Raw genomic sequence first — 13,897 nt, 5'->3', positions numbered from 1 at the left:
TCTTTTTTTCTGCACAAGACAGCTTAGCTTAGTTAACCCACTCTACGATGTCCTCCAGCTTACGCCGGACTTTCGGGTTCTTAGGATCCTCTGCGCGATAGCCGAAAGCGGCCATAACAGAAACATCATAAACCTCTTCGTCCAACAGTCCTGCTTCCTTGAGGATGGCATGGACCTTCTCCTTGTTGAATCCTTCGATTGGGCAGGAGTCAATGCCGATCTGTGCAGCGGCAGTCATCATATTGGCGAGCGCGAGGTAGGTCTGCTTGGAAGCCCAGTCAACCAGGGTCCGTTCATTATCAAGCAGATGCAGATCCTCTTCCTGGAACGCTCTGTATCTTGGAACGATATTCGCGAAGATCTCTTCCGGCACGCCCTTAACTTCCTTATAGAGCTGCTTGACATAAGGAGAGTCATATCTCACATCTTTACGGGCGAGTATAATGACAAAATGGCTGGCTGTCGGAAGCTGCCCCTGGGCTCCAAACGATACCTCCCGGATCTTCTCCCGGATATCCCGGTTTTGAATGACGAGGAATTTCCACGGCTCAAATCCGACAGAGCTTGGTGACAGTCTGCCTGTTTCCAGGATGAACTGAAAGTCCTCATCCGATATTTTCTTCGCAGGGTCAAACACCTTGGTTGCATGGCGGAACGCAAACGCATCGAGTATCTCCTGTTTCTTCATTTCCTTGCTGCTCACCAGAAATCACCCTTTCACTGCCTGTTTATGACAGTTGCTATGATAATGCTTATAGGCGAATCTTACAAGTACGCACATTTTTGTGGGGTAGTATCAGTTTTGTTTCCTAGTATCATTATGATACTACCGCCGTTGACCAGTGGGACAAGCAGTTATTTGGAGGTAAGCCCCAGGTAATAGCCTGCGAGGAAGATCGTGACGATCACAATGAAGTGGAAAACAGCCCAGGCCCATCTGCCGTAATAGAAGGACTTGGCCGCAATCGGATTGCGGTTCTCCGGTGACACAATCCGGCCGCCGATCCACTCAAAGATCAAGAAGAATATCCACCACCACGTATACGAATCCCAGGTATCCCATTTGAAGTCGTAACGGATCAGATTAGTCTTATTCACCGCATAGGTTTCAGCCAGCATACCAAGATGGATAAGCCCCCAGTAGAAGGGAATCTTCCAGGGCCACCTGCGGGGACTGAAGCGGACACCGATTAGCACATAGAAAGGGAAGAAGGTCGTGATGGCCGTTATCGGCATGACCGATAATCCGGGAAACAGCCGCACGGGATAGGAATAGAACTTTAATTCAACGAACAGTTGGCATATCGCTGCTCCTGCAAAAGCACTTAACAGGTAGAGGAGGCCGTATTGCCGCCAATTTTTACGAATTAACAGGACGCTGGCGGTCAGGGTAATTAGACTGATGACGGAGAGTAAAACATGTTCCTTGCTCCAGCTGAATTCAATCAATGAATGGTTACCTTCCTGTCCACAGAGTTACTCCTTATTATTCCACGCTGGTAAGGACTGCATACACTGCGCAGGCAAGGACTTCAACTTAAGAGACAGGTAATACTGAGCCATTAAGGGCTTAAGAATTAACGAATTTCTTGAGTACAATCACGGCATTGTGGCCGCCGAAGCCGAACGAATTGGACATGCCGATGTTAAGCGAAGCCGTACGGGCGCTGTGCGGCACATAATCCAGATCACATTGCGGGTCAGGGTTGTCCAGATTGATCGTAGGAGGAATCAGGCCATCCTGAAGGCTCTTGACCAGAGCAATAGCCTCCACTGCGCTGGCCGCCCCCAGCAGATGGCCGGTCATCGACTTATTGGCCGTTACCGGGATACGGGAAGCATGCTCGCTGAAGAGCTTCTTGATGGCCGCAGTTTCGGACAGGTCGCCGACCTCGGTGCTGGTGGCATGCGCACTGATGACATCGACATCCGCCGGCTGTATGCCCGCTTCCTGCAGCGCAGATTTCATAGCCTGATATGCGCCCCGTCCTTCCGGGTGGGTAGCTACGATGTGGTAAGCATCCGAGCTGGCGCCGTATCCGATAACTTCGGCGTAAATCCGGGCACTCCGGCACAGCGCATGGGACAGTGATTCTACCACCAGCACACCCGCGCCTTCGCCAATGACGAACCCGTCACGCTCTGCGTCAAAAGGGCGGCTCGCTCTTGCAGGCTCATCATTGCGAGTCGACAGTGCCGTGGCATTGCCAAAACTGGCCAGTGAGATGTCAGTGACGGCTGCTTCCGAGCCTCCTGAAAGGATCACATCTGCTCCGCCATAGCGAATGGACCGGAACGCTTCGCCGATTGAGGTGTTGCCAATCGAGCAGGCGGTGACCGGCGACAGGGTGGAGCCGAGCGTCCCAAACCGGATGCTGATCATGGCTGCCGCCATATTGGTAATCATCATCGGCACCAGCACGGGACTGACCCGTTCCGGGCCCCGTTCCTGCAGGAGCCGGCTCTGTTCGAGCAGTGTATTGATGCCGCCGGTGCCTGACCCGACGTAGACGCCAACCCGCTCCTTGTCCAGCTCGGGTTCGTAAGCATCCAGCCCGGCATCCTTCCAGGCTTGCTCTGCGGCTTCCAGGGCAAATTGGCAGAACCGGTCCATCCGCCGGGCTTCTCTGCGGCCAAACCGCTCCTCGGCATCAAAATCCCGGACAAGCCCAGCGAACTGTGAGCGATGCCTCGAAGGGTCGAAGGTATCAATGCGCCTAACACCGGATTCACCAGCGGACAGCCTGCGCCAGAACTCCTCTACATCATTGCCCAGGGGCGTCACGGCCCCCATGCCTGTAATGACGACTCTCTCCATATTCTTTGCTCCTTCCTGCTACTGTTCGATTATGCCCAGATTGTGTCATGTCCGTTATCCTATTACAAGTTGCTCTTTATACGGGTATAATTAGTACCAGGTAATAAATATGGGGAAAGTGAGATTATAGGGAAGAGAAGTAGCAAGAGGAAGGGGAGAAGAAGATGAGTCATCACACCAGAAGGCAGGTGCTGTCAGCCTTCCTGAAGGCTCAGAGGGCCAAGCTGCAGCCGGAAGCGTTCGGGCTGCCGGCCGGGCAGCGCAGAAGAACACCGGGACTGCGGCGGGAAGAAGTAGCGCAGCTGGCGGGGGTGAGCACGACATGGTATACCTGGCTGGAGCAGGGGAGGGACATTCAGGTCTCGGCTTCTGTGCTTGACTGTATTGCCGTGGCGCTGCAGTTAACGGTGGATGAGCGGAATTATCTGTATGCGCTGGCCATGGATACGGGCCCGGCAGCGAGTCTCAAACCCGAAGCCCCTGCGGAGATCAGCCCGCCGCTGCAGCGGATCATGCACGAGCTGCATAATTGTCCGGTCATCATCTCTGACCGGAGATGCCGGATTGTTGGATGGAACGAGGCGGCATCCCATGTGTTTCTGGATTTCGAGCGGATTCCGGCGGAGCAGAGGAACATGATCCGCCTGCTGTTCGAGCGGAAGGAGTTCCGCCGGCTGGCTGTGAATTGGGAACAGTTCGTGCGCGAATTTCTGGCGATTTTCCGCGTGTACTATGGCCAATATGTGGAGGATGAATGGTACGAGCAGTTCCTGAAGGCGATGCGGGAGTCGCATGCTGAATTTGGCCCCCTGTGGGAACGAAGCGGGGTCCGTACAGCGCCGGAGATGGTGCTGGAGTTCCGCCACGCGAAGGCAGGCAGAATGCTGTTTCATCTGACCTCGCTGCAGGTACAGGGAGAGACAGATCTGCGGTGCAGCATCTATACGCCTGCCCCCGACTCGGCCACCGAGAGCAAGCTGCAGCAGCTGATGGGGCGTGCGTGAGTTATTCTGGATTTTATGAATCCTTCTGTCTCCGGTAAGCTCCGGGTGTAAGGCCGGTAGCCTTCTTGAAGGTGCGGCCGAAGTGGGCGATATTGTCAAAGCCTGCGGCCTGGGCGATATCGATCACCTTGCGGTCTGTACGGCGCAGCAGCAGCTGGGCTTCCCGGATGCGGGTCAGCGTGAGGAACTCGATGAACGTAAATCCGGTGACCTTCTTGAAGCAGCGGCTTAAATAATAGGGGCTGATGTAGAATTCGGCTGCCAGCGTCTCCAGTTTCAGCGGCTCCGAATAGTGGGCGTGAAGGTAACGGACCACCTCGGAAATTTTGCGGTGGACCGGATCGGGATGCTCATCGACCCGGGCAGGCTGGCCGTCAGCCTCCTCTGCCTGGCGAACGGCAAACAGCAGAAGCTCCGCAAGCAGCAGCTTGACGGCACTCTGCCAGCCTGTCCTGCGCTCTTGAAGCTCGCGGGTTAACTTGTCCATAACGCTGTTGACCAGCATCTGGCTTCGGAGATTGAGCCGCATCACATGGCTCTTCTGGCGAAAGGGCGACATAAGGTCCACATCAGGCAGGGTGAGGCTGGAAGCCAGGAATTCTTCGCGAAAATTAATAACAATCCGCTCATGCCGCGGGTCGCCGATCACAGATGACTTGTGCACCTCGTGCCGGTTAATGAATACCAGATCACCGCCCAGCACATGGTAGGAACGGTCCCGAATGAAATAAGTCCGCTGTCCGTTCAGCAGGTAATAAATCTCGTAAGTTCCGTGATAATGGTTGCCGCGCTCGAAGGGCTGCAGCCGTTTCGTGTGATTCATATGAAAGGCCTCTTCCTCCGCCCCGTAATCCAGCTTGATTAGTTCCCCGCCTTCCTGCATCCCTCTGTCTCCTCTCCAATAATCATCAGCGCAAGATATGCATACCCAAGCAATGAAAGCGCAACAAATGTGAAGACATTATACCATTATTGCGTTATTATCAGGGTGAATTTATCGGGATACGGGAGGGGAATCACGTATGAAGCCATTTTTGGATGAAGACTTCTTGCTTTCGAACAACACGGCTGTCACCTTGTTCCACGATTATGCCAAGCAGATGCCGATCATTGACTACCACTGTCACTTGAGCCCGCAAGAGATATATGAGAACAAGAGCTTCAAGAACCTGACAGAGGTCTGGCTGTACGGCGATCACTATAAGTGGCGCGCGATGCGCACCAATGGCATTGAGGAAACGCTTGTTACCGGAGGGCAGGATGCAAGCGACTACGATCGTTATATGGCATGGGCCAAAACGGTGCCGCAGACGCTAGGGAATCCGCTGTATCACTGGTCGCATCTGGAGCTGCAGCGCTTCTTCGGCGTTCACGAGCTGATTAATGAGAAGAATGCGGACAGCATCTGGGAAGCGGTGAACGGTAAGCTGGAGGCAGGCGGCTATGCGGCCCGCGACCTCATTACGAAGTCCAATGTAGAAGTCATCTGCACGACGGATGATCCGACGGACTCGCTGGAGCACCATATCAAGATCAAGGACATACCTGGCTTCCACACCAAGATACTGCCGTCCTTCCGCCCGGACAAGGCGCTGGAGCTGCGCCGCCCAACATTCCTGCCGTGGATTGGCAAGCTGGAGGAGGCTTCCGGAAGCTCGATTACGAATTACGCCCAGCTGCTGGGAGCACTTGAGTCCCGGATTGCGTTCTTCCATACAGCCGGCTGCCGCGTATCCGATCATGCGCTCGATACGGTTCCATACGCGGAAGCATCGGAGACGGAGGTAGCGGCGATTTTCACCAAGGCATTGAACGGAGGAGCTGTCAGCCTCGAGGAGGAGCAGAAGTACAAGACCTATACGCTGCTGTTCCTTGGGCGGCAGTATGCCGAGCGGGGTTGGGCGATGCAGTATCATATGCATGCGTCGCGCAACAATAACACGCGAATGTTCGAGACGCTCGGGCCTGATACGGGCTACGATTCCATTCATGATGGAAGCCTCGCATATCCGCTTGCCAAGCTGCTCGATGCGCTGGACCGGGACAATGCGCTGCCGAAGACGATCCTGTACTCACTCAATCCGACCGATAATGATGTGCTGGCTGCGGTGATCGGCAGCTTCCAGGGCGGGGGCGTTGCGGGTAAAATCCAGTTCGGCTCGGCCTGGTGGTTCAACGATACGAAGGATGGCATGCTCGATCAGCTGCGGGCGCTGTCCAATATGGGACTGCTCAGCCGGTTCATCGGTATGCTGACCGACTCCCGGAGCTTCCTGTCTTACCCGCGTCACGAGTACTTCCGCCGGATTGTCTGCAATCTGTTGGGGCAGTGGGTGGAAAATGGCGAAGTGCCGCATGACATGGAGCTATTGGGCGGCATGGTGCAAAATATCTCTTATCACAATGCCAAGCGGTATTTCGACTTTTAGAGAGTGGTGCAGCAGAGATAGACAAAGGTTAGCCGCCGGATCGACTTGATTCGGCGGTTTTGCGTGTTTTTCGCCAAGAATTCGTCAAGAAAAAGTAAAGTTTTATCCGCTTGCCTTCCTGTCCTTCATGAAAATGCAATAAAATCGGGGGACCCTGGACAGGAGAAGGGCGATTGTTAGGGGGTTGTGTTGTGCAGGATATACAAAGAATTCGTAAATATGCGGGCGTATTTTACAATATGTAAGTATAGCTGACACTCAAAAAAAGGAATTTGCACCCGAATGAAGAAAATTAGGGTTAAACCGGTAGAGGAAGATGAGAATCTTATCCCGGGCGGAGAGCTTTACAGTGAGAGAGGAGACATGGTTAAGGATGAAGAAGACGTGGAAGCTTGTTCTAACCTGGGCGCTTGTTATGCAGCTTGCGCTCGTCAACGTGTTGACGGCAGGGGCTGCTGAGGACACTGCATCTGGCAAGGCCGGGCAGGTCAAGCTGCGCCTATTGGAAACATCGGATATTCATATGGAAATCATGAACTATGATTACTACAAGGACGAAGCAACTGATGAGTTCGGACTGGTCAAGGTTGCTACCCTTATCAAGCAGGCGCGTCAAGAAGAGCCCAATACGATGCTGTTCGACAACGGCGACCTGATTCAGGGCAACCCGATGGGCGATTACATGGCCCGTGTGGACAAGCTTGCGGACAAGGATGCCGTACATCCGGTATACAAAGCGATGAACCTGCTGGACTATGACGCCGCAACAGTCGGCAATCACGAGTTCAACTACGGGCTGGACTATCTGCAGCGTGCGATGAAGGATGCGAAATTCCCGTACGCAACGGCTAACGTATATGTGGATGACAAGGATAATAACCCCGACAATGACAAGAACTATTTTACCCCGTATCTGATGCTGGACCGCACCTTCAAGGACGAAGCCGGTCAGGATGTCAAGCTTAAGGTAGGCGTGATTGGTTTTGTGACGCCGCAGATTATGATGTGGGATCAGACGCATCTGGCGGGCAAAGTAATCGCGAAGGATATTATTGAAACAGCCAAGAAGTTCGTGCCGCAGATGAAGAAAGAAGGCGCGGATGTTGTCGTAGCTATGCTGCATTCGGGTATGGGCGACACCGAGAACAATGGGGAAGAGGAAAATACAGCGTGGCTGCTGAGCCAGGAGGTTCCAGGCTTCGATGCGATTCTGTTCGGCCACTCCCACGTGGTGTTCCCATCCGCTTCGTTCGCGGGCATGAAGGGCGTCGATGAGAAGAAGGGAACGGTTAATGGTGTAGCTGCTGTAGAGCCGGGGTACTGGGGCAGCCACCTTGGGGTCATTGACTTGACGCTGGAGCAGCAGAATGGAGACTGGACGGTTGTGGACTCGAAGAGCGAAGCGCGTCCAATCGCCGAGAAGGTAGACGGCAAGGTCAAGCCGCTTGTGGAATCCGATCCTGAGATCGTGGCGGCTGTGAAGGACGAGCATGAAGCGACCCTGAAGTACATTCGCGGTCCGGTAGGCACGATTACGCAGCCGATCAACAGCTATTTTGCGCTTGTGAAGGATGATCCTTCTGTACAGATCGTAACCAGCGCGCAGAAGTGGTACGTCGAGAAGGCCATCAAGGGTACGGACCTGGAAGGAACGCCGATTCTCTCTGCGGGAGCGCCGTTCAAGGCAGGCGGTATGGACCCTGAGTATTACACCAACATTCCTGCTGGCACAATCGCCATCAAGAACGTAGCTGATCTGTATGTATACCCGAATACGCTGAAGGCTGTTCTGCTGAATGGCGAGCAGGTGCGTGAATGGCTCGAACGTTCGGCAGGCCAGTTCAACCAGATCGATCCTTCGGTGAAGACGGAGCAGCCACTTGTTAATACGAAGTTCCGGACGTATAACTTTGACATTATTGACGGTGTCAGCTATCAGATCGATATAACGCAGCCAAGCCGTTATGACATGGAAGGCAAGCTGGCTGACGAGAAGGCTCACCGGATCGTTAACCTGCAGTACAATGGCAAGCCGGTGACGAAGGACATGAAGTTCATCGTCGCAACCAACAACTACCGTGCAGGCGGCGGCGGCAGCTTCCCGGGTCTTGACGGCAGCAATATCGTCGTGGATTCCCCGGATGAAACCAGACAGGTCATCATTGATTATATCCAGTCGCAAGGGAAATTTAATCCGTCCGCTGACGGCAACTGGAGCCTGGCACCGATTAAAGGGGATGTGAATGTGACGTTCCTGACATCTCCGAAGGCGGCTGACTTCGCATCGGCAGCGGCTTCCACAATGGCTTGGGCAGGCAATGAGGAATCCGGCTTTGCCAAGTACAAGCTGGACCTGTCAGCATCTGCTTCAGAGGGTGGCGGCAGCAATAGCAAAGACGCTGCGCCGATTGAGAAGAAACCGGGAGCTGCAAGCAAGCCCGCAGGTAAGGCGGACAGCGGCAAGACAAGCCCTGCTAGCACCGGCAGCAAGGATGTATCGGGCAAGGCAGATACAGCACCAGGCAAAGCAGATAAAGCTGAAAGCAACAAGGGCAATGCAGCTGCTGTGAAGCACGTCACGTATATTGTTCAAGAGGGCGACTGGCTCTCCAAGATTGCGCGGAAATACGGCACGACCTGGCAGGAGCTTGCGGAGTACAACAAGCTGAAGAATCCGGACCGCTTGTATCCGGGCCAGAAGCTGCTTATTCCCGTGAAGGCTTAACCTGTATATAGGAAGTAATAAGAAGGGGTGCCCCACAGTCATCTTTGATGACTTATGGGGCACCCTCTGTGTAATTTCACACAAGTTTTTTTACGAGTAAAGGCTTTGTTCTATAGCCGCTCGTAGGTGAGCATGACGATTTGGCCTATCGGTTCCGTATTAGTCAGCCGGTATGTGGATGCAGGGCTGCCTTCGGGGAACAGTGGAATCCCGCTGCCCAGCACCTTGGGAATAACAGCTATCTGCATTTCGTCAAGCAAGTTCTCCTTCAAGCATGCTTTCACCACCTGTCCGCCGCCAACGACCCACACATCACCGTCTGACTTGCTCTGCAGCTCGGACAGCAGCTCCTTCAATGGTCTGTCCGTGTACTGCGCGTGCGGGTTGGCCAGCCTTGGTGTATTCGTTCTCGTTAACACGTAACAAGGCTTGTCTGCGTAAGGGAAGACTTCCTCCAATCCCAGAACAGCTTCATAAGTTAGCCTGCCCATCACCACGGTTCCGACTGAGCTGTAAAACCGCCCGTAGCCGTTATCACCGCCGTCTCCCTCCACATCGAACAGCCAATCGACCGAACCATCTGGTCTAGCAATATACCCGTCCAGGCTCATGGCAATGTAGAGCACAATCTTGTTCTTCGGATGATTCATGACTCATCGCTCCCTTCTGGCTTATATGATAAAGTATATCTATGACAAAAGATGACGTAGATAGCGGGGGTGTACTGTGAAGGATCGTAGACTGGCAATCCTGCGTATGATCGATGCCCGGAAGAAATTCACAGCCCGGGAACTGGCGGAGCGGTTCGGTGTATCTGTCCGTACCATCCAGCGCGATCTGGATGCTTTGCAGAGTATGGGCGTTCCGCTCTATACAGAGATGGGCCCGCACGGCGGCTATCGCGTGCTGCCCAACCGGATTCTGCCACCGCTGCAGCTGACCGAGCAGGAAGCGCTCGGCTTGTTTCTGATGCTTCAATATCTGGAGAAGGTCCCGGATTTCCCGTACGGAACCGTACGGGCCCACTTGGCAGAGCAGTATTATGGAGCTTTGCCGGACGATGTGCGGGATACGATTGACCGGCTGCGACGGCATATTCTGTTCAGACATAATCCACAGCAGCGTACACCAGCTCCGCTTGCAGAGCTGGCACTCGCGGCGGCTGCCGCCAGACAAGAGATCCTGTTTCACTACCATGCGGCTGACGGATTGAAGGAGGTGCATGCTTTTCCTCTAGGAATCTATTATGAGAGAGACTGCTGGTACATGCCGGCCAGGCGGGCCGACAAAGACAGGGTGCAGCTGTACCGGGTAGACCGGATGGAACAGCTGGTGCTGGGCAGCTGCAGGGACGAGACGCTGCCGGATCTTGTACAGTGGATGAGCATGGCAGATCAACGGGAAGGCGTGGAGGTGGAGCTGCATTTTACGGCACGGGGAGCCAGACTGGCTGAGACCGATGAACTGTTTCCGCTCGGTGAAGAATTGGTGTGGAACGGCAGAGTGCCGGACGAGGAGCTTCCTTACACTGCCAGAAGGCTGCTTGCTTATGGCGCGGAGGTGAAAGTAGCTGAGCCACCAGAGCTTCAGCGCATGGTTATTGAGGAGCTAGAAAAAAATCTCAAGCAATACTGATAATCATTATCAACTTCTGGGTAATAGAAGTCAGAGACATAAAAAGAAGGACAGCCTCAGCTGTCCCATACTGCTTGTTAATACGGTTTGTTCAATAAGACTTGTTAAATTTTCGGCTGAAAAGTCTTGCAGTCAACTTCGCGATTCTGACGCGGCTGGTTCTGATGACCGGCGACATGAATCGAAGAAGCGTTGCACCGGTTCTGCGGTCCCCAAAACTTGCAGGAGTTCACTTCGCACGTAACGTCCTTGGCCATGTGACTCACCTCCTTGCGTCGTTCAAGAGTAGCGGTTCGTACTTCTATATACCGCAATTCAGCCCGCTTTGAATCGCCTGTGGCGCATTTAAGCGGGCTTCCGGTGTTTAAAAATTAATCGCAAATGGGAATAAATCCGGTTAGCCAGCCTGGTATATAATGGTTCAAGGGGACTTCCCTTCCAGCTTCAAGTGAGGGAACAGCCAAACTAGTCGTGAACGGGGGATGGAATGAAATGGAGCATTATTTGTTCGATCAGATGGCCTTCGTCAGATCGCAGACCCTTCGGGCAGCCGGGGCGGTAACGGAGGAGGCCGCGGATCAGATTCCGGATGGTTTCCGCAACTCGATTCGCTGGAATCTTGGTCACATCTATGTCGTTGCAGAGCGGATCTATTTTCAATATCTTGGGCTGCCGATGAGAATGCCGGAAGGCTTCCGGGAGCAGTTCGACAAAGGCACATCACCACTGAATCAATCACCCTCTTCTGTACCGACTCTGGCAGAGCTGACTGAGCTGCTCAGCAGTCAGGAGGAGCGGATGAGACAGCTACTCTCCAATAGGATGCAGGAGCAATTAGTACCTCCGTACACCACATCATTAGGCGTAACGCTGGCAACCCCCGAACAATTCGTAAGCTTCAGCCTGTTTCATGAAGGCATGCATTTGGCCACAATGAAGGCATACTTAACGTTATTATCCCGAAAATAACATATAAAACAAGCGACACCCCTTCATTTGAACTCAGAATGAAGGGGTGTTCTGCTGTTTCCAGATAGGGTCAAGTCAGTCCCCGCCGGTAAGACTCGGGCGTCATGCCGGTAATTTTCTTGAATGCCCGGGTGAAGTGGGAGGGATGCTTGAAGCCCGTGTCATAACCGGTTTCCGTGACGGGCCGCTCCGGCTCCAGCAGGAACAGGATTTTGGCCTGGTTGATCCGGCGCTGGTACAGATAGTTGAAGATGGTAAATCCGGTTAGCTCCTTAAAGATCTTCGTCATGTAATACCGGTTCAGATGCAGCTCCTGCTCGAGCAGCTCCAGGTGAATATCCTCCATGTAATGGGCCTCCAGGTAGTCCATAATACGCTGGACATGCTGCTCCTTGGGCCCGCTCCCGTGGGCTGCGGAGCCGGTACTGTCCAGCCCGCCCGCTTCGCAGCAGTCATAGACCGCATGGAGGAGTTCGAGGAAGCGGATTAGAAAGCGGTTATAGGCAAGCGGGCTTTCCTCCGCATACAGCCTGTGCAGGGCGTCCAGCTGTCGCTCTACCTCCTGCTTAAGCTCTCCCGACAGGTGAAGTCTTATATTGTGAATGTTCTGAAACGGACTCAGCACGTTGAGGGCGAACGGAGGACGCAGCAGCTCATGGGCGAAGGAAGCGTCAAAATGGATAATCGACCGGCGGTAAGGTTTCCGGCAGTCCACCTTCGGAGAGTGCAGCGTCATGCCGTGCATCAGGATCAGGTCACCGGGCTCCAGCGTGTAGATACGGTCTCCAATCAGATAGCTGCAGGCCCCTTCATGCAGATAATAAATTTCATATTCCGGGTGAGAGTGGAACACCGGCTCGGGAAAAGGCTTTTCGCTGTATATCACCTCAAGGGGCAGTTGGAATTTATCCCTCAGACTCATGCCGCTATACACCTCCCCGTTTCGTGGGTTCATATTCTCGTATTGTATCATAAAAGCCCTTACATAGATGATGTACCCGACCGCAATGACAGTCAAATCGCTGGGCGAACCCGCTAACGACAGGTAAGCCGCTGTTCTTGGCACATGCTAAGCTAAACCTGCATAACAAGCGGATGCGTATGACCGATGCTCTTGATGTCAGGAGGGATGGGGATGGACCAGATCAGGGTCGGGATAGTCGGCATGGGCAACATGGGCACCTCACATGCGGACACGCTCGCACAGGGTAAGGTGAAGGGCGCGAAGCTCACTGCGATCTGCGACAGCTTCCCCGGCGTGCTAGCCCGTCATAGAGACCGGTATGGGGAAGAGGTTCTTCGATTTACGGACTTGGATTCGCTTCTGGATTCTGGAGCGGTCGACGGGGTGATAGTAGCGACACCCCATCTGGACCATCCGGCTGCAGCGGTCCGCGCCTTCAGCAGAGGGCTGCATGTTCTGATCGAGAAGCCGGCCGGTGTCTATACGAAACAGGTGCGGGAGATGAATGAGGCGGCAGCGGCAGCCGGAGCGGTATTCGGCATTATGCTGAATCAGCGTCTGCATCCGGCCTACAGCAAGCTTCGTGAGCTGGTGCAGGCGGGTGAACTCGGTGAGCTCCGGCGGACGAACTGGGCGGTGACGCACTGGTACCGGGCACAGCGTTATTACGACTCTGCCCCCTGGAGAGGCACATGGGAAGGGGAGGGCGGCGGCGTGCTGTTGAACCAGGCGCTGCATCAGCTGGACTTGTGGCAGTGGGTAACGGGTCTTAAGCCGCAGCGGGTTCGCGCTTTTGCCCAGTTTGGCCAGCGGCGGGATATCCAGGTGGAGCATGATGTGACGGCTTATGTGGAGTATAACGGCGGGGCGACTGGCGTGTTCATCGCTTCAACGACAGAAGCGCCGGGGACGAACCGGCTGGAGCTGAGCGGCACAAGGGGCAAGGCTGTGGTGGAGGAAGACCGGCTGACGCTGTGGCAGCTGCGGCAGGAGGAGCCCGAATTTAACCGGACCTTCACAGGCGGCTTCGGAGCACCGAAAAGCTGGCGGATCGACATTCCGGTCGGCCCATGCACGCGGAAGCAGCATGGCGGCTTGATCCAAAATTGGGTCGATGCGGTGCTGACGGGTTCTCCGCTGCTCGCGCCGGGTGAGGACGGCCTGCATGCAGTCACGCTGGTGAATGCGATGCTGCTGTCGGCCTGGACGGATGACTGGGCGGTCCTGCCGCTTGACGAGGAACAGTATGTTTCACTGCTGAAGCAGCGGATGACGCAATCAAGCGGGCAGGCAGAGGGGTAATAGACGGGGAGGGCAGGTTATCCGCCGGGGAATGGCTGCATGCGGATAACA

General features: G+C 54.5%; 13 protein-coding genes. 6 read left to right on the top strand and 7 right to left on the bottom strand.

Annotated elements, in window-relative coordinates; all coding sequences use genetic code 11:
- Positions 1-28 precede the first annotated feature (28 nt).
- The 3 genes from DNH61_RS21510 to fabF all read right to left on the bottom strand — a co-directional run bounded on the left by DNH61_RS21510 (position 29) and on the right by fabF (position 2,818).
- Positions 29-703, bottom strand: coding sequence for an NAD(P)H-dependent oxidoreductase (locus tag DNH61_RS21510; RefSeq protein ID WP_245948288.1), 675 nt, complete (start codon positions 701-703; stop codon positions 29-31).
- A gap of 152 nt (positions 704-855) precedes the next feature.
- Positions 856-1,449 (bottom strand): CBO0543 family protein, encoded by a 594-nt coding sequence (locus tag DNH61_RS21505; RefSeq protein WP_245948287.1) that lies wholly within the window; start codon positions 1,447-1,449, stop codon positions 856-858.
- Positions 1,450-1,570: 121 nt separating this feature from the next.
- Complete coding sequence (fabF, locus tag DNH61_RS21500; protein ID WP_111148898.1) at positions 1,571-2,818, bottom strand: beta-ketoacyl-ACP synthase II; 1,248 nt, start codon at positions 2,816-2,818, stop codon at positions 1,571-1,573.
- Between the two features lie 164 nt (positions 2,819-2,982).
- Between fabF and DNH61_RS21495 the strand changes: the two genes are divergently transcribed.
- Positions 2,983-3,822, top strand: coding sequence for a helix-turn-helix transcriptional regulator (locus tag DNH61_RS21495; RefSeq protein ID WP_111148897.1), 840 nt, complete (start codon positions 2,983-2,985; stop codon positions 3,820-3,822).
- 13 nt (positions 3,823-3,835) lie between these two features.
- Here the strand turns inward: DNH61_RS21495 and DNH61_RS21490 are convergent, their stop codons facing one another.
- Entirely contained in the window at positions 3,836-4,705 is an 870-nt protein-coding gene (locus DNH61_RS21490; protein WP_111148896.1) for a helix-turn-helix transcriptional regulator, read from the bottom strand.
- A gap of 139 nt (positions 4,706-4,844) precedes the next feature.
- Between DNH61_RS21490 and uxaC the strand changes: the two genes are divergently transcribed.
- Positions 4,845-6,251, top strand: coding sequence for a glucuronate isomerase (gene uxaC / locus DNH61_RS21485; protein ID WP_111148895.1), 1,407 nt, complete (start codon positions 4,845-4,847; stop codon positions 6,249-6,251).
- A 373-nt stretch (positions 6,252-6,624) separates the two neighbouring features.
- Complete coding sequence (locus DNH61_RS21480; protein ID WP_111148894.1) at positions 6,625-8,976, top strand: bifunctional 2',3'-cyclic-nucleotide 2'-phosphodiesterase/3'-nucleotidase; 2,352 nt, start codon at positions 6,625-6,627, stop codon at positions 8,974-8,976.
- Positions 8,977-9,086: 110 nt separating this feature from the next.
- On the opposite strand, the gene DNH61_RS21475 is transcribed toward DNH61_RS21480, so the two are convergent.
- Positions 9,087-9,626 carry a dihydrofolate reductase family protein gene (locus DNH61_RS21475; RefSeq protein WP_111148893.1) on the bottom strand — a complete coding sequence of 180 codons (540 nt, stop codon included), beginning with the start codon at positions 9,624-9,626 and terminating at the stop codon, positions 9,087-9,089.
- Positions 9,627-9,702: 76 nt separating this feature from the next.
- Between DNH61_RS21475 and DNH61_RS21470 the strand changes: the two genes are divergently transcribed.
- The gene (locus DNH61_RS21470; protein WP_111148892.1) at positions 9,703-10,611 is read left to right on the top strand and encodes a helix-turn-helix transcriptional regulator; all 909 of its coding nucleotides are present in this window, start codon (positions 9,703-9,705) and stop codon (positions 10,609-10,611) included.
- Between the two features lie 104 nt (positions 10,612-10,715).
- Here the strand turns inward: DNH61_RS21470 and DNH61_RS21465 are convergent, their stop codons facing one another.
- On the bottom strand, positions 10,716-10,868 hold the full coding sequence (locus DNH61_RS21465) for a DUF1540 domain-containing protein (protein WP_111148891.1): 153 nt from the start codon (positions 10,866-10,868) through the stop codon (positions 10,716-10,718).
- Between the two features lie 235 nt (positions 10,869-11,103).
- Between DNH61_RS21465 and DNH61_RS21460 the strand changes: the two genes are divergently transcribed.
- Positions 11,104-11,580: a DinB family protein gene (locus DNH61_RS21460; RefSeq protein WP_111148890.1), complete on the top strand. Its 477-nt coding sequence runs from the start codon at positions 11,104-11,106 to the stop codon at positions 11,578-11,580.
- A gap of 70 nt (positions 11,581-11,650) precedes the next feature.
- On the opposite strand, the gene DNH61_RS21455 is transcribed toward DNH61_RS21460, so the two are convergent.
- Positions 11,651-12,502 carry an AraC family transcriptional regulator gene (locus tag DNH61_RS21455; RefSeq protein ID WP_111148889.1) on the bottom strand — a complete coding sequence of 284 codons (852 nt, stop codon included), beginning with the start codon at positions 12,500-12,502 and terminating at the stop codon, positions 11,651-11,653.
- Positions 12,503-12,715: 213 nt separating this feature from the next.
- On the opposite strand from DNH61_RS21455, the gene DNH61_RS21450 reads away from it, so the two are divergent.
- Positions 12,716-13,846, top strand: coding sequence for a Gfo/Idh/MocA family protein (locus tag DNH61_RS21450; protein ID WP_111148888.1), 1,131 nt, complete (start codon positions 12,716-12,718; stop codon positions 13,844-13,846).
- Positions 13,847-13,897 lie beyond the last annotated feature (51 nt).

The sequence above is a fragment of the Paenibacillus sambharensis genome (assembly GCF_003233845.1).
In the GTDB taxonomy this organism is placed as follows: Bacteria; Bacillota; Bacilli; order Paenibacillales; family Paenibacillaceae; genus Paenibacillus_I; species Paenibacillus_I sambharensis.
The sequence above is the reverse complement of the archived record's forward strand: the minus strand, read 5'-3'. Positions and strand labels throughout refer to the sequence as shown.

Coding starts and splice junctions, on each gene's coding strand:
- fabF (WP_111148898.1), bottom strand. CDS start 2,818: ATGGAGAGAGTCGTCATTACAGGCATGGGGGCCGTGACGCCCCTGGGC.
- DNH61_RS21495 (WP_111148897.1), top strand. CDS start 2,983: ATGAGTCATCACACCAGAAGGCAGGTGCTGTCAGCCTTCCTGAAGGCT.
- DNH61_RS21490 (WP_111148896.1), bottom strand. CDS start 4,705: ATGCAGGAAGGCGGGGAACTAATCAAGCTGGATTACGGGGCGGAGGAA.
- uxaC (WP_111148895.1), top strand. CDS start 4,845: ATGAAGCCATTTTTGGATGAAGACTTCTTGCTTTCGAACAACACGGCT.
- DNH61_RS21480 (WP_111148894.1), top strand. CDS start 6,625: ATGAAGAAGACGTGGAAGCTTGTTCTAACCTGGGCGCTTGTTATGCAG.
- DNH61_RS21475 (WP_111148893.1), bottom strand. CDS start 9,626: ATGAATCATCCGAAGAACAAGATTGTGCTCTACATTGCCATGAGCCTG.
- DNH61_RS21465 (WP_111148891.1), bottom strand. CDS start 10,868: ATGGCCAAGGACGTTACGTGCGAAGTGAACTCCTGCAAGTTTTGGGGA.
- DNH61_RS21460 (WP_111148890.1), top strand. CDS start 11,104: ATGGAGCATTATTTGTTCGATCAGATGGCCTTCGTCAGATCGCAGACC.
- DNH61_RS21455 (WP_111148889.1), bottom strand. CDS start 12,502: ATGAGTCTGAGGGATAAATTCCAACTGCCCCTTGAGGTGATATACAGC.
- DNH61_RS21450 (WP_111148888.1), top strand. CDS start 12,716: ATGGACCAGATCAGGGTCGGGATAGTCGGCATGGGCAACATGGGCACC.